The organism is Enterobacter sp. S-33, assembly GCF_028735835.1.
GTDB classification, from domain to species: domain Bacteria; phylum Pseudomonadota; class Gammaproteobacteria; order Enterobacterales; family Enterobacteriaceae; genus Enterobacter; species Enterobacter vonholyi.
Genome location: NZ_CP117838.1, coordinates 1,033,949 through 1,056,821, shown reverse-complemented (window position 1 = coordinate 1,056,821; position 22,873 = coordinate 1,033,949). Strand labels below are relative to the sequence as shown.

Below are 22,873 nucleotides of genomic sequence, written 5' to 3'. Positions count from 1 at the left end.
ACAGCATCAAGCTGCTCACATCCAGCAGGCATTGATACGCCACTTGCGCCGCACCAGGTAAACACTGAAAACAGGAGTTATTGGGAGCACAAATGGGTGGGGGCCCTGCCAGCTACATCCCGGCACACACGTCGTCTGCCCTGGCTGCTTCCTTCCGGACCTGACCTGGTGAACAGAGTAGCGTTGCGGGAGAACCAACAGAGCCCCCATTGAGAGCGTTGATAACCAACGCGCTGGCGCATTATCCCTGTGCTAAAGCCCAATTGCAAGTGACCAGGAACCGGATGCTGGTTTCTTGCGCAAACAGGCGCAGCAATCATGAAGATCTTCGTTTACCATAGCGTTCCAGAAACTCCCCCCACAGGTGAAGGTATGGACGAACACGACTCCTTTCCACAGCGCGTATGGCAAATCGTGGCCTCAATCCCGGAAGGCTATGTCACTACCTATGGTGATGTTGCGCGCCTGGCCGGTTCCCCGCGCGCGGCGCGACAGGTTGGAGGCGTCCTGAAACGGCTACCGGAAGGCAGTACGTTGCCCTGGCATCGCGTGGTGAATCGTCATGGGAACATTTCGCTCACCGGGCCGGATCTTCAGCGTCAGCGTCAGGCGTTACTTTCAGAGGGTGTCCAGGTGACAGGGTCGGGTCAGATTGATTTGCAGAAGTTTCGCTGGATATATTGACCCCTCTCCCGGAGGAGAGGGGAAATGCAGGAATTACATCTGAGTCGGTGGGGTTGGCAGAGACGGCTGATTGGTCTGCGGTGCGACCGGTACTTCGGTCTGCTGCACCGGCACCAGGTTCAGGTCGATTTTTGTCCCACCGTTGTTGATTGCTTCCTGAACCGTGTCGGTGATAAAGACCAGCTTACCGTTGATGGTTACCGCTGCACTCAGCAGAATACGGGCGTTAGGCTGCACGTCCGACGGGTTATACGGCAACACGAAGCTAAATGGCGCCTGCTTACCTTCTGTACGGACCGCACGCTGGGCCACGACTTTAGACGGCGCGTCGGCCAGGGAAGCATCAGACAGCGTTACCGTTAGTACCGCATCCGGTGGCAGAGCGACTCTCTGCTTGATCCAGATTGTACCGGAAACGTTAGGCTGCTGAATGGACTGCTGTGAAAGGGTGTTAATCCCGTTCGGATCTGCAGCTGGAACCGGCACCTGGGCGCTCTTACCGGCACAGGCGGACAACGCCACCGCAATAGCTACACCACTAAGCATGGGCACGAGTTTCATTGAAGTCTCCTTATCAATGCACCAGCGGGATCGATCCCATCCGATGTCGTTTCAATCACATAACGTATTCAAGTGTGGCACAGATCACCGATTTATGCCTGAAAACGTGCCGATATTCAGATTATTCTACCCATCGGACCACTTTCATTTCTGCGTTATACTCTGCCTATCTTTCGCTGCGGCGTTTATTGAGGACAACTATGAGTCAGGCACTGAACAATCTGCTGACATTACTAAATCTGGAAAAAATTGAGGAAGGACTCTTTCGCGGACAGAGCGAAGATCTCGGCTTGCGCCAGGTATTCGGGGGGCAAGTCGTCGGACAAGCACTGTACGCAGCAAAGGAGACTGTCCCGGCAGACCGTCTGGTGCATTCATTCCACAGCTACTTCTTACGCCCTGGCGATAGCGCAAAACCGATTGTGTATGACGTTGAAGTTCTGCGAGACGGCAACAGCTTCAGCGCGCGCCGCGTAGCGGCCATTCAGAGCGGCAAGCCGATCTTTTACATGACGGCCTCTTTCCAGGCGCCGGAGCCAGGCTACGAGCATCAGAAAGTGATGCCCCCGGCTCCGTCACCCGATTCTTTAAAATCAGAGACGGATATTGCTCGCGCGCTGGCGCATCTGCTTCCCCCTCAGGTCAAAGAGAAGTTTCTCTGCGATAAGCCGCTGGAGATCCGCCCGGTTGAGTTCCACAACCCGATGAAAGGCCATACCGCCGAGCCGAAACGCCAGGTTTGGATCCGTGCCAACGGGACCGTGCCGGAAGATTTCCGCGTCCATCAGTATCTGCTGGGCTATGCGTCTGACTTCAACTTCCTGCCGGTGGCGCTGCAGCCGCACGGCGTTGGTTTCCTGGAAAAAGGGATGCAGGTCGCGACGATCGATCACTCCATGTGGTTCCACCGTCCGTTCAACATGAATGAGTGGCTGCTTTACAGCGTGGAGAGCACGTCAGCGTCGAGCGCACGCGGATTTGTGCGTGGAGAATTTTATACTCAGGACGGCGTGCTGGTCGCTTCGACGGTGCAGGAAGGGGTGATGCGTAATCGCGGGTGATTGTGTGCGGCCTGATGCCCTCCCCCTGACCCTCTCCCACCGGGAGAGGGAATACACATTAAAAACGGCAACCAGAGGTTGCCGTTTTGCTGTTTATCAGGCGTTATACGCATTCTCGCCGTGGCTGTTAACGTCCAGACCTTCGCGCTCCTGCTCTTCCGGTACGCGCAGACCCACCGTCATATCCGCCAGCTTATAGCCAATGAAGGCCACAACGGCAGACCAGACAACGGTGATAGCTATACTTTCCAGCTGCACCAGCACCTGATGAACCATGGTGACACCTTCCGCGTAACCCACGCCACCGAGCGATTTCGCCGCGAAGATACCGGTCATGATACAACCGACTATGCCGCACACGCCGTGCACGCCGAATACATCGCATGGGTCGTCGACGCGCAGCACACGTTTCAGTGCGGTGACGCCCCACAGACCCGCCAGACCCGACACCAGGCCGACCAGCAGCGCGCCGCCGACACCGACATAACCACACGCAGGGGTGATACCAACCAGACCGGCAATGGCACCCGAACAGGCACCCAGCAGAGAAGGTTTACCGCGCACCGCCCACTCGCCAAACACCCAGGAGAGAATCGCACCCGCCGTGGCAACAACGGTGTTCACGAAGGCCAGCGCGGCAATTTCGTTGGCCGCACTCGCAGAGCCGGCGTTGAAGCCAAACCAGCCAAAGTAGAGGATAGCAGTACCGGTAAACACCATCGGCAGGTTGTGCGGTTTAAACGCTTCTTTACCGAAGCCCACGCGTTTGCCAATCAGGTAGGCCCCCACCAGACCCGCTACCGCGGCGTTGATGTGTACAACGGTACCGCCCGCGAAGTCCAGCGCACCGTGCGTTGCCAGCAGACCGCCCCCCCAGACCATGTGCGCAATCGGCACATAGGAGAGCGTCATCCAGACCACTACGAAGATCAGAACGGCAGAGAAACGAATACGCTCCGCCAGCGCGCCCACAATAAGCCCTACGGTAATACAGGCGAAGGAACCCTGGAACGCCACGTGAATATACTGATAGAAGCTGCCCATCAGCGCGGTCAGCTCAATATTTTTCAGCATCACCCAGTCGAAGTTACCAAAGAACGCGTTGCCCGTACCGAACGCCAGCGAGTAACCGTAAACCACCCACAGCACGCAGACCAGCGCAAACGTCACGGCAACCTGCGTCAGCATGGAGAGAACGTTTTTGCCACGGATCAGGCCGCCGTAGAACAGCGCAATGCCCGGAATGGACATGAAAAGCACCAGCGCGGTGCTGATCATCATAAAGGCGTTATCGGCTTTATCAGCCACCGCAGGGGCAGCAGCCAGCGCCAGGCCCGGCAGCAGCGCCAGCGAACCCAGACCCGTTTTAAGTGTTGCTATCTTCATTTTCTCGATCCCTATCACTGTGTGCCAGGCGTTATTTACAATGCCGCTTCGTCAGATTCGCCGGTACGGATGCGAATGACGCGCTGCAGTTCGGCAACGAAAATTTTGCCGTCGCCAATTTTGCCGGTATAGGCCGCTTTGCTAATGACATCAATGACCTCATCAAGCTGATCGTCAGCAATCGCGACATCAATTTTTACTTTTGGCAGAAAGTTAACGCTGTATTCCGCCCCGCGATAAAGCTCGGCATGACCCTTCTGACGACCAAAGCCTTTCACTTCGGTGACAGTCAGTCCCTGAATACCCATTGAAGACAACGCTTCACGCACGTCTTCGAGTTTGAATGGTTTGATTACAACCGTAACCAGCTTCATAGATCCCCTCCAGTCAGAATTCGGTAATGGCCGTAGCTTACGCAGAAGGTATTGCAAGGGATGTGCCAGAAATGCAAACGGGGGGGAACGGCGGCGCACAGAGCATTACACGGCCTTGATAAACAAACTGGTGAAAAAAAACGCACCATGCCGGTGCATGGTGCGTTTCAGTTTTGCACCAACAGGAATGACTGTTAGTGCGCCGCCTCATTTTGGTGCATCAGGCGCTAAGCGACTCTTCATCGCGCACGCTGGCCGCAAGCTCTTCGCCCGCCAGCTGCAGCTGGTACATCTGCCAGTAGCGCCCTTTTGCTTCCAGCAGTTCACGGTGGGTACCACGTTCAACGGCCTGTCCGCGATGTAGCACCAGAATGGTATCGGCATCGACGATGGTGGAAAGACGGTGGGCAATCACCACCAGCGTCGTATGGTCGCGTACGGCGGAGAGTGCCTGCTGGATGGCCTGCTCGGTGCCGGAGTCAATACTGGCCGTGGCTTCATCCAGAATCAGGATCTGCGGCGTTTCAATGAGCACCCGCGCCAGCGCCAGGAGCTGTTTTTGCCCCACGGAAAGATTGTTGCCCTGCTCGCCCAGCCTGGTATTGATCCCATCGCTAAACCCGCGCGCCAGCTCTGCCAGCTGCACTTTTTCCAGCACGTCCCAGACCTGTTCCTGAGTGTAGTCTCGCCCCAGAGTCACGTTGGCGTAGAAGGTATCGGCCAGCACGACCGGATCCTGTTGCACCATCGCGACGCCTTTACGCAACACGGTGTGGCTGAGAGACGCGAGCGGGCGCCCGTCGAGGCGGATTTCGCCGCGCGTGACCGGGTAATAGCCCATCAACAGGCTGGCAAGTGTGCTCTTACCGCTGCCGGTATGCCCCACGAGCGCCACGAAACCGCGCGACGGAACGTCAAGCGTGATGTCCTGAAGCACCAGCCGATCTTCGCGATAGGCAAACGAGACGTTATCAAAGGCGATAGTCCCGCTTTGCAGAGGTTGCTCGTCATTGCCGTAGGCCTGACGCGGCCTGTCCATCAGCTCAAACACGCGCTCACCGGCGACCACCGCCTGCTGCAGCATCGATTGCTGGGTGGTGAGCTCGATCAACGGCTCGTTAAGGCGTCCCAGATAGCTAATAAAGGCGTATAGCACGCCCACCTCAATCGTACCGTTTGAGCTCAGCCCAAAGAGCATCAGCAGCCCGCAAAGCACCAGCGCAGAGAAAAGGCTCAGCAGCGGACGCAGCAGGAAACCATCAAGCCGCAGCGTCTGCATACGCGCCATATAGTGCGAACGGCTGGCTTCTCCCATGCGTTCGCCAAAGCGGGCCTGCTGGCGGAACTGCTGGATGACGCTCATGCCGTTAATCACTTCGTTGAAGCCATCGTTGATGTCGGCCAGATAGGCGCGAACCCGGCGCACAATCGGCGTGCTGTAACGCTGGTATATCACCATGACGATCAACACCGCCGGGAAGATGGTGATCGCCACCAGCGCCATGCGCCAGTCAAGGCTGAACATCGCCACCAGCATCGCGCCAATCAGCGCCGCGCTGCGCAATACGGTCGCCACAACGGTGACGTACAGATCGCGGATCACCTCGGTATCGTTGGTCACGCGCGAAATTACCTGCCCGACCGGCTGGATATCAAACTCGCTGAGCGGCTGGCGAAGCGCCGCGTCCATGACGTCGGTGCGCAACTGCTGCACGACGCCCACGGCAGCCCGGTTAAACAGCAGCGACTGAGCATAGTGCAGCCCTGCCGCCGCCAGCTGAAGGCCAACGTAGGCCACGCCTAACCCCGCCACCAGCCCCAGGGGCAGATAGCTTTTGGCGACCATATTGTCGATGAAGTAGCTAATGAGCAAAGGACCGCTCACTTCAGCAATCGCCGCAATCCAGAGTAAAAGCACGGCAACGGAGAGCGGTTTACGCCACGGCGAGCCGTAGGCCAGCAGACGTTTGAGCGTCGGCCACATCGTTCCGAGCTTACGCATTGGCGGCCTCCTCATCTTCTTCCGGCGCATCGTCCAACGCCGCCTCAAGCTGTTGATAGCGGTACATATCGCGATACCAGCCCGGCTGCTCGGCAAGCGTTTCATGCTGCCCGCGCTGGGCAATGTGCCCGTGCTGCAAGACCAGAATTTCGCTGGCTTCGGTTAGCGCAGACAAACGGTGGGCGCTGATAATGACCGTGCGTCCGTCGCCCCACTGGCGCAGGTTATGCAGAATTTGATGCTCGGTACGGCCGTCCACGGCGGAAAGTGCATCATCCAGAATCAGGATTTCAGCATTCAGCAGCAGCGCGCGGGCAATGGAGATACGCTGTTTTTGCCCGCCGGACAGCATGACGCCGCGTTCCCCGACTTCCGTCTCGTACCCCTGCGGCAGACGCAAAATATCATCATGAACGCTGGCCAGACGCGCCACATGTTCAATCTCTTCCTGCGTCGCCCCAGGGCGGCCAAGGGCGATGTTGTTCGCCACGGTGTCCGAAAATAAAAACGGCGTCTGGCTGACGACCGCCAGGCGACCACGCCACTCGTCCAGCAGCAGATTCGTCAGGGGGATATCATGGAAACGAATATCGCCCTCGGTGACGTCAAAGTGGCGCTGGAGCAGAGAGAGCACGGTACTTTTACCGGATCCCGTCGGGCCGCAGATGCCCAGCATCTGGCCCGGCTGAAGCGTAAAGCTGACGTTCTCCAGCACCGGATGCTCCGTTTGTGGATAGACAAACTTGCGGACGTCGACATGCATGACGCCGCGTCCTTCCGGTACGACTTCGCTGCCGTCATTGACCACCGGCGCTTCGGCCAGCATGGCGCGAATGCGGCTGTAGGCGGCGCTGCCGCGCTCCACGATGTTAAACATCCAGGCCAGCGCCAGCATCGGCCAGATCATGAGACCCAGATACATCGCAAAGCTTGTCAATTGCCCCAGGGTAAGCGTGCCCTGCACTACCATCCAGCTTCCGCCGCCAATGGCCAACATATTTGCCATGCCGATTGCGATATAAATCGTCGGATCGAAACGGGCGTCGATACGCGCGACGCGCATGTTTTTCGCCCCCGTGTCTGCCGCATCGGCGGCAAACAGCGCAGACTGCCGGTCTTCCAGACCAAACGCTTTGATCATGCGGATGCTGGTCATGCTCTCCTGGGTGCGATCGTTCAGCGACGAAAACGCCGCCTGCGCCAGCTTAAAACGCTCGTGTAGCTGTTCACCATAGCGATTAATCGCCAGAGCCATGAGCGGCATCGGCAGCAGGGCGAGCAGGGTCAACTGCCAGCTGATCTGCGTGGACATCACGATCAGCACCGCACAGCCCATCACCAGCGAGTCCACCAGCGTCAGCACCCCTTCCCCGGCGGCAAAGACCACGCGATCGACGTCGTTCGTCGCGCGGGCGATGAGATCCCCGGTGCGATGGCGCAGATAAAATTCGGGATGCTGTCGGCTCAGCTGGCGGTAAAAATCTTCACGTAGCTCAACGGCCAGCTGATAGGACGCACCAAACAGCAGCACGCGCCAGACGTAGCGCAGCAGATAAACAATGACCGCCGTCAGCACCAGCGTGCCAACCCACATCAACACCCGTGCGGTGGTGTAATGCTGTTCGGTGACGCCATCCACGACGTAGCCCACCACTTTCGGCGGGATCAGCTGCAGGATGGCAATGATAATAAGCAGGGCGACTGCACCGAGGTAGCGTTGCCACTCCCGACGAAAGTACCAGCTTAATTGGGCAAATAATCGCACGCGGTTTGTTCCTGAAGGTATTTTACGAAGTTATTCAATAGGTAATGCTGTGGTGTATTTAATCTGTTCCATGGCGAAGCTTGAGGTGACGTCCGATAACCCCGGCACGCTGTTCACCAGCCGCTTGTAGAAGTCATCATAGCGCTTCATGTCGGCCACCTGGACGCGCATCAGGTAATCGTACTCGCCGGCCATGCGCCAGAAACCGAGCACTTCGGGCATCTCAGACACCTGGGTGACGAAGCGGCAATACCACTCGCTGCTGTGATGCTGGGTTTTTATCAGCACAAATGCCGTCAACCCAAGCCCCAGCTTTTCGGGATCTAACAACGCGACGCGCCCCAGAAGAATACCGTCATCTTCCAGCTTCTTAAGACGCTTCCAGCACGGGGTGGTGGTCAGATTAACGGCATCTGCCAGCGCCTGCAAAGAGAGGGTACAGTCACTTTGCAGCAATGAAAGGAGCTTGCGGTCAATTTTATCTAGCATACCCACCTCTCAGAGAAAATTTTTCTCCCTTCATTCTATTTTAAAGGCCAGATAGCAACAATTTTTTCTGTGCTTTTCGCTATCCTAGGCACAAAATGACAAACGGATAACGATGATGAATAGCACCTGGGTTAAACATGCGATCAGCGAAATCAATGCCGACTATCAGCGCTCGGCGGATACGCACCTGATTCGCCTTTCCCTGCCGGGATTTGACAGCATTCAGCTCTATCTGAAAGATGAAAGCACCCATCCTACCGGCAGCCTGAAGCATCGCCTGGCGCGCTCGCTGTTTTTATACGGTTTATGTAACGGCTGGATTAAAGAAGGCACGACTATCATTGAATCTTCTTCCGGTTCAACGGCGGTGTCCGAAGCCTATTTTGCCCGCCTGCTGGGCCTGCCGTTTATCGCGGTGATGCCGTCCTGCACCGCAAAACGCAAAATTGAACAGATCGAGTTTTACGGCGGACGCTGCCACTTTGTGGAAAGCGCCTGCGAAATCTACGCCGCTTCTGAAATGCTGGCCCGCGAGCTGAACGGCCACTATATGGACCAGTTCACCTTCGCCGAGCGCGCGACGGACTGGCGCGGCAATAACAACATTGCCGACAGTATTTTCCGCCAGATGACCCACGAACCACATCCGGTTCCGTCCTATATCGTCATGAGCGCCGGTACCGGCGGCACGTCAGCCACGATCGGACGCTACATCCGCTGTCAGGGTTACGATACCCAGCTGATGGTGGTTGACCCGCAAAACTCCGTGTTCCTCGACTACTGGCAAAATCGCGATGCCGGCCTGCGCAGCCCGGTGGGCAGTAAAATTGAAGGGATTGGCCGCCCGCGCGTGGAGCCCTCTTTCATCCCCGACGTGGTGGACGAGATGATGCGCGTGGCGGATGCCGCAAGCGTGGCGACGGCACACTGGCTGGAAACGCAGCTGGGCCGCAAAGTGGGCGCATCGACGGGCACCAATATGTGGGGCGCACTGCAGCTTGCCGCACGCATGCGTGAAGAGAGCCGCACCGGTTCCATCGTCACGCTGCTGTGCGACAGCGGAGAGCGCTACCTTGAAACTTACTACAATGCGGAGTGGGTGCAGGCCAACATCGGCGATATCGCCCCGTGGAAAGCGCAGATTGCAGAACTGGTGAAATAAAAAAAGCCAGACCGAAGTCTGGCTTGCTGGAAGGGTCTCACTATTCGGGGGAATACGGGAGATTGTTGTTGTCCAGCCAATGAGTCAAAAAATGAGACACTGCTTCATTGCGGCAGTGGCCAATAACCGGCAGATGGGGAAGTTCTGCTTTCAGCTGCGCCATCGCATTCCCCATGATCAGACCGCGACCTACGCTACCCAGCATTTCGCGGTCGTTCATGGCATCACCAAACGCCATACACTCCTGCAGCGTTAAGCCCAGGTGGTCGCTCAGAACCGCCAGAGCGGAACCTTTGTTACAGCCCACCGGCAGCACTTCCAGACAATCAACCGCCGAGAAGGTCAGATGCGCCCGGTCGCCCAGCGCCTCATTCAGCTGAATCCGTAAGCGACACAGATCGTCGTGATCGCCACAGAAACAGATCTTAGTGACCGCATGGGCGGGGATCCGACGCAGATCGATAAGCTGGTACCTGAAGCCGCTGTATACATGCGCGTGCAATAATTCCGGGATTTCGCTTCCGGTAAACCAGCCCCGATCGTTAAAGACGTGGATACTGGCCTTAGTGTCCCAGGTGCTGTGCAGCACGATATCCGCCACTTCCGGATTGAGATCCTGACGGTGCAGTACATCGCCTTCTATAGAATGAATTCGCGTCCCGTTGCCGGTAATCAGAAAAGCGTCGAGGGAAAACGCACCAAGCAGATGGCGCATCTCCAGCACATGGCGGCCAGTGGCAAACGTCAGGGTAACATCACGCTCGTGCAGGCGTTTCAGCGTGTTCAGGGTTTTTTCCCCTAAACGGTGATCCGGCATTAACAGCGTACCGTCCATATCAAATGCAGCGAGCCGAGCCATGATTACTCCCGAAATGTGATGCGGTTAACTTGTGCATCAGTATCGTGTGAGATATACGGAAGTAATAGTGAATAGATGAAAATTATTGTTCCGGGTTTCTTATGCGCCAGCTCAATCGACTCAATCAGTATCACCGCCTCTGGCAGCCTTCCCTGGGTGCAACGCAACAGGTCACTATCAGCGAGCTGGCTGCCCGCTGTTTTTGCAGCGAGCGGCATGTCCGAACGTTGCTGCGTCAGGCCCAGGAGGCGGGCTGGCTGAGCTGGCGAGGGCAGTCTGGCCGCGGTAAGCGCGGTGAGCTGACGTTTCATGTCGCGCCGGAGTCACTGCGCAATGCGATGATGGAGGAGGCGCTGAAGAGCGGGCAGCAGCATAACGCGCTGGAACTGGCCCAGCTTGCCCCTGAAGCGCTGCGGTCATTACTGCATCCTTTTTTGGGCGGGCAGTGGCAAAACGATACGCCGACGCTGCGCATTCCTTACTATCGCTCCCTGGAGCCGCTGCAGCCGGGGTTCTTACCTGGTCGGGCGGAGCAGCATCTGGCAGGACAGGTGTTCTCAGGCTTGACGCGTTTTAACGGTAACAGCAGTGAACCCACGGGCGATCTGGCGCATCACTGGGATGTCTCTGCTGACGGCATGCGCTGGCATTTCTACATTCGCTCCACCCTTCACTGGCATAACGGCGATAAAATAGAAACGGCGCAACTCCAGCGAAGTCTGACAGCGCTGTTGACGCTCCCCGCCCTGCGCACCCTGTTACAGAGTGTCTTAAATATTGAGACAACGCATCCACAGTGTCTGACGTTTACGCTGCATCAACCTGACTACTGGCTACCGCACAGGCTGGCAACCTACTGTAGCCGTCTGGCGCATCCCGACCATCCTTCGGTTGGCTCTGGCCCCTTTCGGCTGGCTGCCTTTGAGCCCGACCTGGTTCGTCTGGAAAGCCATGAGCAGTATCACCTGAGTCATCCGCTGCTCAAAGCCATCGAATATTGGATCACACCCCAGCTTTTTGATTACAGGCTGGGTACCAGCTGTCGTCACCCGGTGCAAATCGCGATCGGCGAGGCCGACGAGCTGGAAAGTCTGCGGCTGGTAAGCAGCAGCACCAGTCTGGGGTTCTGTTACCTTACGCTAAAACAGAGCGCACGCCTGAGTGAGCTCCAGGCAAAGCGGCTTATCAATATCATTCATCTCTCCCGGCTTCTCCACACCCTTCCACTTAACGAAGGGCTCATCACGCCAACTCAGGAACTGCTTCCCGGCTGGACCATCCCCGAATGGCCTGATTTATCGGGTGTAACCCTCCCTGAAGCATTGACGCTGGTTTATCATCTCCCTGTTGAGCTTCACACCATGGCCAGCCAGTTGAAGGCATACCTGGCGCTACAGGGGTGTGAACTGACCGTCATCTTTCACGACGCCAAGACGTGGGACGGATGCCTGGAGCTTGCCGATGCAGACATCATGATGGGCGACAGGCTTATTGGCGAAGCGCCAGAATATACGCTGGAACAGTGGCTGCGCTGCGATGCCCTCTGGCCGCACGTTATTAGCGCACCGGCTTACGCCCATTTGCAAGCGACGCTGGATGCGGTACAGACGCAGGCAGAGGCTCGGGATAGACACGCGGGACTGCAAGCCATCTTTAACCAGCTAATGGAGAGTGCGGTGCTGACGCCACTCTTTAATTATCAATACCAAATCAGTGCTCCGCCTGGCGTGAATGGTATACGCCTCAATACCCGCGGCTGGTTTGACTTTACCGAAGCCTGGCTGCCCGCCCCTAAATCGTGAAGAAGCTGGTCGCCGCCACAGGCAGACGGTAACATAACGTTTTTACCGTAACAGTCGAGATGATTTATGAAACGTGCCGTCGTCGTGTTCAGCGGAGGACAAGACTCTACTACCTGCCTGGTTCAGGCCCTTCATCAGTTCGATGAAGTTCACTGTGTCACTTTCGATTATGGTCAGCGCCACCGCGCTGAAATCGACGTTGCCCGTGAACTTGCCCTGAAACTGGGTGCACGCGCGCACAAGGTGCTGGACGTTACGCTGTTAAATGAACTGGCCGTGAGCAGCCTCACACGCGACAGTATTCCCGTCCCGGACTACGAACCTGATGCCAGCGGCATTCCGAATACCTTCGTGCCGGGCCGTAATATCCTCTTCCTGACCCTGACGGCGATCTACGCCTATCAGGTAAAAGCCGAAGCGGTGATTACGGGCGTTTGCGAGACCGACTTCTCCGGCTACCCGGACTGTCGTGATGAGTTCGTGAAAGCGCTAAACCACGCCGTCAATCTGGGGATGGCGAAAGAGACGCGCTTTGAAACTCCGCTCATGTGGCTGGATAAAGCCGAAACCTGGGCGCTGGCGGATTACTGGGGCAAGCTGGACCTGGTTCGCAGCGAAACGCTCACCTGCTATAACGGTATCAAAGGCGACGGTTGCGGCCAGTGCGCGGCCTGTAATCTTCGCGCTAACGGACTGAACCACTATCTTGCCGATAAAGCCGGCGTGATGGCCGCAATGCAGAAAAAGACCGGCCTTAAATAGGGCTACTTGACCGTGCTGTCGCAAAACGGGTGTCGACAGCACGAGTACGCCTTAACAAGTCTTACGCGATCATCAACTCCAGCTTTTCACGCAACTCCCCTTCCAGCGGCAGCGCTTTCTGCGTTTTCAGATCGATACAGACAAAGGTGATCAGCGCATCAGCCACCACCTGCCCTTCTGGATCGAGCGTCACCACCTGGTTTAACACCCCGCTTTTGCCATTGATTTGCTGCACCTGGCTTGTCACCGTGAGCACATCGCCCAGCACGGCCGGACGGCGGTAGTTGATATTGATATTGACGACCACGAACGCGATGTTGTGCGCGGTCAGCCACTGAAAGCTTTCGCTGTTTTCCAGCCCGTCCCAGCGGGCTTCTTCAAGAAACTCAAGATAGCGAGCATTGTTCACATGCTGATAAACGTCGAGATGAAAACCGCGTACTTTGATTTTTGTCTGCATAGCGCAATAGCCTTTACTGTTATTGTAGGATGAGAGGTCATAACTGGTATGACCTCTTTATCCTGGCAAAATTTTGCCGCAGTGCAAGAAATTGCGTAATTACAATGTCAGGTGTGAGAGGTTGCGCTCAACCAGCGCGCTGCCCATGCCCGGCACCTGTTTGAGATCGTCGACCGTTTTGAAAGGACCATACTCTTCGCGGTAGCTGACGATGGCCTGCGCTTTTTTCAGGCCGACACCATTCATCGCGCGGGCCAGATCTTCCGCAGAGGCAGAATTGATACTGACCCGCGTACCGTCATCATCCGCATTTTTACCGGCGTCAATCGCTTTGGTTTGCCCTTGCACCGGCGCTGCCGCGTCGGACTTGCTCTGGGTAGTTTGTGATTTGGCGGCGGGAGCCGACGCCATCGCGCCCGCGCTCATCCCGGTGGTGGCAATAGCCAGCGTAATTAACAGTGCTTTGATTCCACATTTCATGCTGTTATCTCCTTGTTTGTTGACAGCCACGTCACGATAGCCGCCAGTTCAAACCGGCACAAACAGCAGATTGCAGAAATGGAAAAGGCCGCGAAAGCGGCCTTTAGTTTTTGCAGAGCGTTACGAAAATCTGCGAGCAGACACGTAATTACTGCTGCTGAGTCATTACATCACCCAGCTTGATTTTGGCTTCTTTACGCAGGTTGCTCATCATGGCTTCGAAGGCAATCTGGGCATTGTTCTGGGTAATTCCCTGAACCATCGCTTTCTTCTGTGCTTCTGGTAAGGTGCCGGCTTTCACTTCATCCAGTGCCAGCAGAACGACGTTACCCTGCGCATCGGTGGTAGTACCGAAGCTTGGCTTGTCCTTCGCAGGCAGAGTCAGCCCAAACGCGGCCTGGCTGATAGGGTCCTGACCGGTACGGCTCAGCGTTTTCGCTTCACCGAAGCTCAGGCCAGCCGCTTTCAGCGCGTCTTCTTTACCCGCTTTCAGATCGGACAGAATCTTCTCAGCATCCAGTTTCGCCTGCTGTTCCGCTTTGTTGTGCTTAACCTGAGCGATGACCTGATCCTTCACTTCCGCCAGCTGTTTGACCGCTTCTGGCTTATGCTCGCTGACGCGCAACACAAACGCACGATCGCCGTCGACGGTAATGATGTCAGAGTTACTGCCCGGCGTGCCGTTCTCGCCCACCAGACCACCGTTGAAGATGGCATCAGAAACCGGCTTGAAGTTCAGCTCTTCCGGCAGGTTGTCACGACCAAACCAGCCAGTTTCAACCGCCTTCACGCCCGCCGCCTGCTCTGCACCTGCCAGAGATTCGTTGTCGTTGCTGGCAGCATCGCTAACCTTCTGCTGCAGCGCGTAGTAGGCATCCAGCGCTTTTTCCTGTTTCACTTTCGCTGCGATATCATCGCGGACGTCAGCCAGCGGCTTGGTTTTCGCCGCGGTGATGTCGTCCAGACGCACGACCAGGAAACCGACGGAAGACTTAATGACGCCAGAAAGCTGGCCTTTCTCTTTCAGACCGGCATTTTTCAGCTCGTCAGGCGTGGTCGCGTCTTCCAGCCAGCCCATATCACCGCCGTTTTTCGCCGAGATAATGTCGGTGGATTTCGCTTTCGCAACGGTCGCGAAATCAGCGCCTTTGTTCAGCTCATCCAGCGCCGCTTTAGCATCAGCCTCGGTTTTCGTCTGAATCACGCTGTAGCGGTTACGCTGGGGCTGAGTGAACTGATCCTGATGCTGATCGTAGTAAGACTGGATCTCTGCATCAGACGCGGTTTCCTGCAGCGCGGCCGCATCCAGCTTGATGTAGCTCACGCGGAACTGCTCTGGAGAAACAAAAGAATTCTTGTTCTGTTCGTACCAGGCGTTAACGTCAGCGTCGCTCACCTGCTGTTTCGCCGCCAGGGCGTTAACATCAATGGTCGCTTCGCGTACAACACGCTGCTGTGCCACCAGCGCGGCCAGTTCGTCCGTTTCACCTTTGAGCATGAAATCGGTGCCCACGACAGCATTGATGAGCTGCTGGGTGGTCAGCTGGTTACGCAGCGCCTGAGCGTACTGATCGGCCGTCATCCCCATCTGGTTGACGATACTGTTGTAACGCGCGTTGTCGAATTTACCGTTAGACTGGAAGGCCTGGGTGGAGAAGATGGCTTTTTTCACCTGCTCATCACTAATGCCAAGGCCGATTTTTTTGGCATACTGATCGAGCAGCGCTTCGTCGATAAGACGGTTCAACGTCTGTTGGCGCAGAGTCTTCATGTACCCTTCGTTCGCCGCCAGTTCAGAGAATTGGTCGCCCAGCTGTTGCTGCATACGGTTACGTTCACCGGCAAAAGCATTCTCGAACTGACCGCGGCTGATCTCCTGGCCATTCACTTTTGCGGCGTAGTTTGCGCCACCGCCAATAAGGTAACTGCTCACGCCGGTCAATATGAACGACACGATAATGATACCGAAAATAATCTTGAGCACGAGACTGTTAGCAGCCGTGCGTAAGCTGTCCATCATGGTGTAACAACACTCCGCTGTAGGTGACTGGTTACCTGACGCTGACGGAAAATCCTGCCCGTCGCGCGTGAAGGCGTATTGTGACAAGAAAACGGGGCGATTGTCAGCCCACAACTCGCATAAACTCGCACAAATCAGGTCTGGACAAACAAAAAAGGCACATCAAATGATGCGCCCTTGTACTTTCCGGCTTCCCTGAAACGGGAAAGCAATCAGTTTACTGCGTCTTTCAGCGCTTTACCTGCACGGAAACCCGGCACTTTAGCAGCAGCAATGGTGATCTCTTTACCGGTCTGAGGGTTACGGCCAGTACGGGCAGCACGCTCTTTAACAGCAAAAGTACCGAAGCCTACCAGTGCAACGTCGTCCCCAGCCTGCAGAGATTCAGTAACAGAAGCAATTAATGCATCTAACGCACGTCCAGCTGCAGCTTTAGAAATATCAGCACCAGCAGCAATTTTGTCAATCAGTTGAGATTTATTCACTGTTCTCTTCCTCTCTTTATAATTTATATCGCGCCTGAATCCTTCACAACGCGACCGCGCAGCAGTTATATCAGGCCTGCCATGACCTTACAACACCCGTTGTTGATGGCTGACCTAATCAGCAATCTAAATTAGCTATACAAAAAAAGGCTGGCAAGTGCGAAATCACTTACCAGCCTTGTTTTTATTGACGCTCTTTGCGCGAGGTCACTATTTTGCGGTTACAACCTGCATTCCGGAGGGTTCATTCTGCAAAGCGAGACTGAGAACTTCCTCAATTCGCTTAACAGGATGGATCTGCAGATCGGCAATCACGTTGTCCGGAATCTCTTCCAGATCGCGTTTGTTTTCGTAAGGGATCAATACGGTTTTGATCCCACCGCGGTGTGCCGCCAGCAGTTTTTCTTTTAAACCACCAATCGGCAGAACCTGGCCACGCAGCGTAATTTCACCGGTCATTGCCACATCGGCACGCACAGGGTTCCCGGTCAGGCAGGAAACCAGAGCGGTACACATGGCAATACCCGCGCTTGGACCATCTTTTGGCGTCGCCCCTTCAGGTACGTGCACGTGGATGTCGCGTTTTTCGTAGAAATCAGGGTTAATTCCCAGTTTCTCCGCTCGCGCGCGCACCACGGTCAGCGCAGCCTGGATAGATTCCTGCATCACTTCACCCAGCGAGCCGGTGTAGGTCAGTTTGCCTTTACCCGGTACACAGGCGGTTTCGATGGTCAGCAGATCGCCGCCCACTTCCGTCCATGCGAGTCCGGTCACCTGACCAACGCGGTTTTCGTTGTCCGCGCGGCCGTAGTCGAAGCGCTGAACGCCGAGATAGGCATGCAGATTGTCGCCGTTAATCACAATCTGTTTCAGGCTCTTATCCAGCAGCAGCTGTTTCACCGCTTTACGACACAGCTTCGAGATTTCACGCTCAAGGCTACGCACGCCCGCTTCACGGGTGTAGTAACGAATGATGCCGATAATCGCGCTGTCCTCAACGGTCAGCTCATTGGCTTTCAGCGCGTTACGCTCAATCTGTTTCGGCAGCAGGTGCTGCTTAGCAATATTCAGCTTCTCGTCTTCGGTATAGCCCGAGAGACGGATCACTTCCATACGGTCCAGCAGCGGGGCCGGAATGTTCATGGAGTTGGAGGTCGCTACGAACATCACATCGCTCAGGTCGTAGTCCACTTCCAGGTAGTGATCGCTGAACGCCACGTTCTGTTCTGGATCAAGCACTTCCAACAGTGCAGACGCAGGGTCGCCACGCATGTCCGACGACATTTTGTCGATCTCATCGAGCAGGAACAGCGGGTTTTTAACTCCCACTTTCGCCATCTTCTGGATCAGTTTACCCGGCATAGAACCGATGTAGGTACGGCGGTGACCGCGGATTTCCGCTTCATCGCGCACGCCACCCAGCGCCATACGGATATACTTACGTCCGGTCGCTTTGGCGATGGACTGACCCAGAGAGGTTTTCCCCACCCCCGGCGGTCCTACCAGGCACAGAATTGGGCCTTTAATTTTGTTTACACGGCTTTGTACCGCGAGGTACTCAAGAATGCGGTCTTTCACGCGTTCCAGGCCGTAGTGGTCGGTATCCAGGATTTCCTGTGCCTGACGCAGGTCTTTTTTGACCTTGCTGCGGGCGTTCCACGGAACCTGCACCATCCACTCAATGTAGCCGCGTACAACGGTCGCTTCAGCCGACATTGGAGACATCATTTTCAGCTTCTGCAGTTCTGCTTCGGCCTTCTCTTTCGCCTCTTTCGGCATCTTCGCCGCGTCGATCTTACGCTTCAGGGCTTCGTTTTCGTCCGGCGCGTCGTCCATCTCGCCCAGTTCTTTCTGAATGGCCTTCATTTGCTCATTCAGATAGTACTCACGCTGAGATTTCTCCATCTGCTTTTTCACGCGGTTGCGAATGCGCTTCTCAACCTGCAGCAGATCGATTTCAGACTCCATCATCGCCATCAGGTATTCCAGACGCTCGTTAACGTCGGACATTTCCAGCACGGACTGCTTGTCAGCCAGCTTCAGCGGCATATGGGCAGCGATGGTGTCCGCCAGGCGCGCAGGATCGTCGATGCTGTTCAGCGACGTCAGCACTTCTGGTGGGATTTTCTTGTTCAGCTTGATGTAGCCTTCAAACTGGCTAATCGCGGTGCGAACCAGCACTTCCTGTTCGCGCTCATCAAGCTCAGGCGAATCAAGATACTCTGCCTTGGCAGAGAAGTGTTCGCCGTCGTCTGACAGAGTGGTAATACGCGCACGCTGCAGGCCTTCTACCAGTACCTTCACGGTGCCGTCAGGCAGCTTCAGCATCTGCAAAATAGAGGCCACGGTCCCGACGGTGAAAAGATCGTTTACACCCGGCTCATCCGTTGATGCTTCTTTCTGCGCCACCAGCATGATTTTTTTATCATGATCCATGGCGGCTTCGAGGCAACGGATAGATTTTTCCCGCCCTACAAATAAGGGTATGACCATGTGCGGATAAACCACCACATCGCGCAACGGCAATACGGGGATTTCAATGCGTTCAGAACGCTCAGGATTCATAGAGCTCTCTCTTAGTTAGTGTCCGCCAGGTAAGCTGGTCATGTTACTGTGCTTCACATAACCATTAACATGTATCCAGTATATGGGGATGTTTCCCACACATTCAACGCTATGAATACGGAAAAAGTAAAGGGGAGATAAAATCCCCCCTTTTTGATTAACTGCTTGTATGATTTGGTGAATTATTCGCCAGATGCCTGCTGCGCTTCCGGTTTGCCGTAAATCAGCAGCGGCTTGGTTTGACCGCTAATAACGGACTCGTCAATCACCACTTTCTCAACGTCTTCCATCGACGGCAGATCGTACATGGTGTCGAGCAGTGCTGCTTCAACAATTGAACGCAGACCACGAGCACCGGTTTTACGGACCATCGCTTTCTTGGCAATAGCATCCAGCGCTTCGTCGCGGAATTCCAGGTCAACGCCTTCCAGATTGAACAGCGCCTGATACTGCTTGGTCAACGCATTTTTCGGCTCTTTCAGGATCTGGATCAGCGCGTCTTCACTCAGCTCATTCAGCGTTGCCACAACCGGCAGACGGCCGATGAACTCAGGGATCAAACCGAATTTGATCAGATCTTCCGGTTCAACCTGAGACAGCAGTTCGCCTTCGTTTGGTTTTTCGGACGTCGATTTCACCGTTGCGCCAAAACCAATGCCGGAGCCGGTTTCAACACGGTGGGAGATGACTTTATCCAGACCAGCAAACGCACCACCACAGATGAACAGGATCTTGGAGGTATCAACCTGCAGGAACTCCTGCTGCGGATGTTTACGACCACCCTGTGGCGGAACGGCGGCGACCGTACCTTCAATCAGCTTCAGCAGTGCCTGCTGTACGCCTTCACCCGATACGTCACGGGTGATGGACGGGTTGTCTGATTTGCGGGAGATCTTGTCGATCTCATCGATGTAAACAATCCCGCGCTGGGCTTTCTGTACGTCGTAATCGCACTTCTGCAGCAGTTTCTGAATGATGTTTTCAACGTCCTCACCCACGTAACCGGCCTCGGTCAAGGTGGTGGCATCCGCCATCGTGAACGGAACATCGAGCAGACGCGCCAAGGTTTCAGCCAGCAGCGTTTTACCGGAACCGGTTGGGCCGATCAGCAGAATGTTACTTTTACCCAGTTCTACGCCATTGCTGGTGTCGCCGTTACGCAGACGTTTGTAGTGGTTATAGACCGCTACCGCCAGCACTTTCTTGGCCTGCTCCTGACCGATGACGTAGTCGTCAAGGTGATGACGAATTTCATGCGGTGTTGGCAGCGCGCTGCGCTCACGGTGCGGTGCGACTTCTTTAATCTCTTCGCGAATAATGTCGTTACATAAATCGACACATTCGTCGCAGATATACACGGACGGCCCGGCAATCAGTTTACGCACTTCATGCTGGCTTTTGCCGCAAAAAGAGCAGTACAGCAGTTTGCCCGAACCATCTTTGCGTTTATCTGTCATGAGTCCAAACCTCTTTTTAAGTTCTTTGTGCCGCACATGACGACGCAAATGCCATTCTAAGACGCAAGCTGCAATGAGCAGCGTGCCGCCCTACCTTAGTATAGCGGCACACTCGCGTCGCGGGCATCAATTACGATGGGTCAACACGGAGTCGACTAAGCCGTACTCAACTGCCTCTGGAGCAGAGAGGAAGCGATCGCGCTCGGTATCGCGCTCGATCTGCTCGAGTGGTTGACCCGTATGCTGCGCCATAAGTTCATTCATGCGCGCTTTTACTTTCAGAATTTCGCGGGCGTGGATTTCGATATCCGTCGCCTGCCCCTGATAACCGCCCAGCGGCTGGTGAATCATCACGCGGGAATTTGGCAAGCAGAAACGCTTACCCTTCGCTCCTGCTGTTAACAGGAACGCGCCCATAGATGCAGCCTGACCCATACAGATAGTGCTTACATCAGGTTTGATGAATTGCATGGTGTCATAAATGGACATCCCTGCTGTAATCACGCCACCCGGGGAGTTAATGTACAGGTAAATGTCTTTTTCCGGGTTTTCCGCTTCCAGAAACAGCATCTGCGCCACGATCAGGTTAGCCATATGGTCTTCCACCTGGCCAGTCAGAAAGATAACGCGTTCCTTGAGCAGACGGGAATAGATATCAAAAGAACGCTCACCACGTGAGGTCTGTTCAATAACCATTGGCACCAGAGCCATATGGGGTGCAAAGTTATCTCGTTCGCCACTGTATGACATTTCCGTCTCCTGGATCAAAATTGAAAACACCTGCTGTACTGATTGTAACCTTACGGACGGATTATCAGCCAGTCTCATTCATCGTGATTACGTACTTATGGGGTTTACAGTGCCCTATTTCAAGCATAACAACCTTTTGTTGTTACGCTAACACCGAAAGGGCGTTTTAGCACTCTTCCTGGGCTATAGCTGCGATAAAAAAAACCCGCTGCCGCAAGGCAACGGGTTTTCTGTTCAAACTTTAAACCGTTGGGGCGAAATTACGCCTGCTGGTTCATCAGTTCGTTGAAAGAGGTCGCTTTTTCGGTCACTTTCGCTTTCGCCAGTACCGCTTCAACAGCCTGCTCTTCCAGGGCAACGTTGCGCATGTTGTCCATCAACTCTTTGTTCTTACCGTAGAACTCGATCACTTCTGATGGATCTTCGTATGCAGAAGCCATCTCTTCGATCAGGCCTTTCACACGCTCTTCGTCAGCTTTCAGCTCGTGGGTACGAATCACTTCGCCCAGCAGCAGGCCAACAACAACGCGGCGTTTCGCTTGCTCTTCGAACAGCTCGCGCGGCAGTTCCATCGCTTGCTGCTGGTTGCCACCGAAACGCTGTGCAGCCTGACGGCGCAGAACGTCGATTTCGCTGTCGATCAGGGCAGCTGGAACGTCGATTTCGTTGGCTTTAACCAGACCTTCGATCGCCTGAGATTTCACACGGTTACGCACCGCGCCGTTCAGTTCGCGTTCCATGTTCTTACGCACTTCGGTACGCAGACCCGCTACGGAACCATCTTCCACGCCGAAACGCTTGATGAATTCTTCAGTCAGTTCTGGCAGTTCGCGCTCTTCAACTTTCTTCAGGTTGATAGCGAACTTTGCTGCTTTCCCTTTCAGGTTTTCAGCGTGGTATTCTTCCGGGAAGGTCACGTCGATGGTGAACTCTTCGCCAGCCTTGTGGCCTTTGATACCGTCTTCGAAGCCTGGGATCATACGCCCCTGGCCCATTGCCAGTACGAAGTCAGACGCTTTACCGCCTTCGAACTCTTCGCCGTCTACAGAACCGGTGAAGTCGATGGTGACACGGTCTTCAGCGTCAACAGCGCCTTCTTTCTCTTTCCAGTTCGCCTGCTGCTTGCGCAGGGTTTCCAGCATGCCGTCAACATCTTCGTCAGTCACGGAAACAACTGGCTTTTCAACTTCGATAGATTCCAGACCTTTCAGCTCAACTTCCGGGTACACTTCGAACTCTACGGAGTAGGTGAAGTCTTCGCCCAGTTTGTATTCGCCTGGAACGTAGTTCGGCGCGCCGGCCGGATTGATTTTTTCTTTGATGATCGCATCGATAAAGTTGCGGCTCATCAGTTCACCCAGCACATCCTGACGCACGGAAGCGCCATAACGCTGAGCAACAACATTCATTGGTACTTTGCCCTTGCGGAAGCCGTCAATACGTACTTTTTTTGCTACGTTGACCAGCTCGCTTTTCACAGCAGTTTCGATGCTGTCAGCAGCGATAGTAATCGTTACACGGCGGCCAAGGCCTTGAGTGGTTTCAACTGAAACTTGCATCTTGTTACCTCAAAAAAATCACAGTGCTCGGTCAACTCTGAATCTGTCTGTTATACCGGGATGCTCTCTTAGTGCAGATTCACATTCCCTGTCGCCAGAATCATCCCGAAGACATTCAATAAGACGCGGCATTATAGCGGCATCACTTAGGTGAGTCGAGAACGGTTGGGGCATGTTGCTGCGGCTTTTT

20 protein-coding genes and 1 other RNA gene are annotated in these 22,873 nt (G+C 55.1%); 5 read left to right on the top strand and 16 right to left on the bottom strand.

Annotated features, from left to right (window positions below):
* Positions 1 to 103 precede the first annotated feature (103 nt).
* An RNA gene (gene ffs, locus PUP35_RS04895) (signal recognition particle sRNA small type) lies at positions 104 to 200 on the bottom strand.
* Positions 201 to 372: 172 nt separating this feature from the next.
* Here ffs and PUP35_RS04890 point away from each other — a divergent pair.
* A complete protein-coding gene (locus tag PUP35_RS04890) occupies positions 373 to 684 on the top strand; it encodes an MGMT family protein (RefSeq protein ID WP_032664021.1) in 312 nt (103 codons plus the stop codon).
* 33 nt (positions 685 to 717) lie between these two features.
* Here PUP35_RS04890 and PUP35_RS04885 read toward each other — a convergent pair whose 3' ends face one another.
* On the bottom strand, positions 718 to 1,245 hold the full coding sequence (locus tag PUP35_RS04885; RefSeq protein WP_024906833.1) for a YbaY family lipoprotein: 528 nt from the start codon (positions 1,243 to 1,245) through the stop codon (positions 718 to 720).
* 200 nt (positions 1,246 to 1,445) lie between these two features.
* On the opposite strand from PUP35_RS04885, the gene tesB reads away from it, so the two are divergent.
* Positions 1,446 to 2,306, top strand: coding sequence for an acyl-CoA thioesterase II (gene tesB / locus PUP35_RS04880; protein WP_023310585.1), 861 nt, complete (start codon positions 1,446 to 1,448; stop codon positions 2,304 to 2,306).
* 96 nt (positions 2,307 to 2,402) lie between these two features.
* Here the strand turns inward: tesB and amtB are convergent, their stop codons facing one another.
* From amtB to PUP35_RS04855, 5 genes are all read right to left on the bottom strand, one after another.
* The gene (gene amtB / locus PUP35_RS04875; protein ID WP_115874359.1) at positions 2,403 to 3,692 is read right to left on the bottom strand and encodes an ammonium transporter AmtB; all 1,290 of its coding nucleotides are present in this window, start codon (positions 3,690 to 3,692) and stop codon (positions 2,403 to 2,405) included.
* Positions 3,693 to 3,727: 35 nt separating this feature from the next.
* Positions 3,728 to 4,066: a P-II family nitrogen regulator gene (gene glnK / locus PUP35_RS04870; protein WP_008503304.1), complete on the bottom strand. Its 339-nt coding sequence runs from the start codon at positions 4,064 to 4,066 to the stop codon at positions 3,728 to 3,730.
* 220 nt (positions 4,067 to 4,286) lie between these two features.
* On the bottom strand, positions 4,287 to 6,068 hold the full coding sequence (locus PUP35_RS04865; RefSeq protein ID WP_111963408.1) for a SmdB family multidrug efflux ABC transporter permease/ATP-binding protein: 1,782 nt from the start codon (positions 6,066 to 6,068) through the stop codon (positions 4,287 to 4,289).
* The gene (locus tag PUP35_RS04860) at positions 6,061 to 7,833 is read right to left on the bottom strand and encodes a SmdA family multidrug ABC transporter permease/ATP-binding protein (protein ID WP_223581444.1); all 1,773 of its coding nucleotides are present in this window, start codon (positions 7,831 to 7,833) and stop codon (positions 6,061 to 6,063) included. The genes PUP35_RS04865 and PUP35_RS04860 overlap by 8 nt, the downstream gene beginning before the upstream one ends.
* 30 nt (positions 7,834 to 7,863) lie before the next feature.
* On the bottom strand, positions 7,864 to 8,322 hold the full coding sequence (locus PUP35_RS04855; protein WP_008503307.1) for an Lrp/AsnC family transcriptional regulator: 459 nt from the start codon (positions 8,320 to 8,322) through the stop codon (positions 7,864 to 7,866).
* Positions 8,323 to 8,434: 112 nt separating this feature from the next.
* Here PUP35_RS04855 and PUP35_RS04850 point away from each other — a divergent pair, with 112 nt between their 5' ends.
* Positions 8,435 to 9,484 (top strand): PLP-dependent cysteine synthase family protein, encoded by a 1,050-nt coding sequence (locus PUP35_RS04850; RefSeq protein ID WP_274242232.1) that lies wholly within the window; start codon positions 8,435 to 8,437, stop codon positions 9,482 to 9,484.
* 40 nt (positions 9,485 to 9,524) lie between these two features.
* Here PUP35_RS04850 and cof read toward each other — a convergent pair whose 3' ends face one another.
* Positions 9,525 to 10,343 carry an HMP-PP phosphatase gene (cof, locus tag PUP35_RS04845; RefSeq protein ID WP_115874355.1) on the bottom strand — a complete coding sequence of 273 codons (819 nt, stop codon included), beginning with the start codon at positions 10,341 to 10,343 and terminating at the stop codon, positions 9,525 to 9,527.
* Between the two features lie 101 nt (positions 10,344 to 10,444).
* Here cof and PUP35_RS04840 point away from each other — a divergent pair, with 101 nt between their 5' ends.
* Together PUP35_RS04840 and queC are read left to right on the top strand one after the other, a co-directional pair.
* Positions 10,445 to 12,145: an SgrR family transcriptional regulator gene (locus tag PUP35_RS04840; protein ID WP_274242231.1), complete on the top strand. Its 1,701-nt coding sequence runs from the start codon at positions 10,445 to 10,447 to the stop codon at positions 12,143 to 12,145.
* Positions 12,146 to 12,211: 66 nt separating this feature from the next.
* Complete coding sequence (queC, locus tag PUP35_RS04835; RefSeq protein WP_274242230.1) at positions 12,212 to 12,907, top strand: 7-cyano-7-deazaguanine synthase QueC; 696 nt, start codon at positions 12,212 to 12,214, stop codon at positions 12,905 to 12,907.
* A gap of 61 nt (positions 12,908 to 12,968) precedes the next feature.
* Here queC and PUP35_RS04830 read toward each other — a convergent pair whose 3' ends face one another.
* From PUP35_RS04830 to tig, 8 genes are all read right to left on the bottom strand, one after another.
* Positions 12,969 to 13,367, bottom strand: a complete 399-nt coding sequence (locus PUP35_RS04830) for a YbgC/FadM family acyl-CoA thioesterase (protein ID WP_136195263.1) — start codon at positions 13,365 to 13,367, stop codon at positions 12,969 to 12,971.
* Between the two features lie 99 nt (positions 13,368 to 13,466).
* Positions 13,467 to 13,847 (bottom strand): helix-hairpin-helix domain-containing protein, encoded by a 381-nt coding sequence (locus PUP35_RS04825; protein WP_133293886.1) that lies wholly within the window; start codon positions 13,845 to 13,847, stop codon positions 13,467 to 13,469.
* A gap of 148 nt (positions 13,848 to 13,995) precedes the next feature.
* A complete protein-coding gene (gene ppiD, locus PUP35_RS04820; RefSeq protein WP_274242229.1) occupies positions 13,996 to 15,867 on the bottom strand; it encodes a peptidylprolyl isomerase in 1,872 nt (623 codons plus the stop codon).
* A 212-nt stretch (positions 15,868 to 16,079) separates the two neighbouring features.
* Positions 16,080 to 16,352: a nucleoid-associated protein HU-beta gene (gene hupB / locus PUP35_RS04815; RefSeq protein WP_002444653.1), complete on the bottom strand. Its 273-nt coding sequence runs from the start codon at positions 16,350 to 16,352 to the stop codon at positions 16,080 to 16,082.
* A gap of 210 nt (positions 16,353 to 16,562) precedes the next feature.
* Positions 16,563 to 18,917, bottom strand: a complete 2,355-nt coding sequence (lon, locus tag PUP35_RS04810; protein WP_274242228.1) for an endopeptidase La — start codon at positions 18,915 to 18,917, stop codon at positions 16,563 to 16,565.
* A 182-nt stretch (positions 18,918 to 19,099) separates the two neighbouring features.
* Positions 19,100 to 20,374, bottom strand: a complete 1,275-nt coding sequence (gene clpX, locus PUP35_RS04805) for an ATP-dependent protease ATP-binding subunit ClpX (protein WP_023310570.1) — start codon at positions 20,372 to 20,374, stop codon at positions 19,100 to 19,102.
* A gap of 126 nt (positions 20,375 to 20,500) precedes the next feature.
* Positions 20,501 to 21,124 carry an ATP-dependent Clp endopeptidase proteolytic subunit ClpP gene (gene clpP, locus PUP35_RS04800; protein ID WP_010428105.1) on the bottom strand — a complete coding sequence of 208 codons (624 nt, stop codon included), beginning with the start codon at positions 21,122 to 21,124 and terminating at the stop codon, positions 20,501 to 20,503.
* A gap of 260 nt (positions 21,125 to 21,384) precedes the next feature.
* Entirely contained in the window at positions 21,385 to 22,683 is a 1,299-nt protein-coding gene (tig, locus tag PUP35_RS04795; protein ID WP_133293885.1) for a trigger factor, read from the bottom strand.
* Positions 22,684 to 22,873 lie beyond the last annotated feature (190 nt).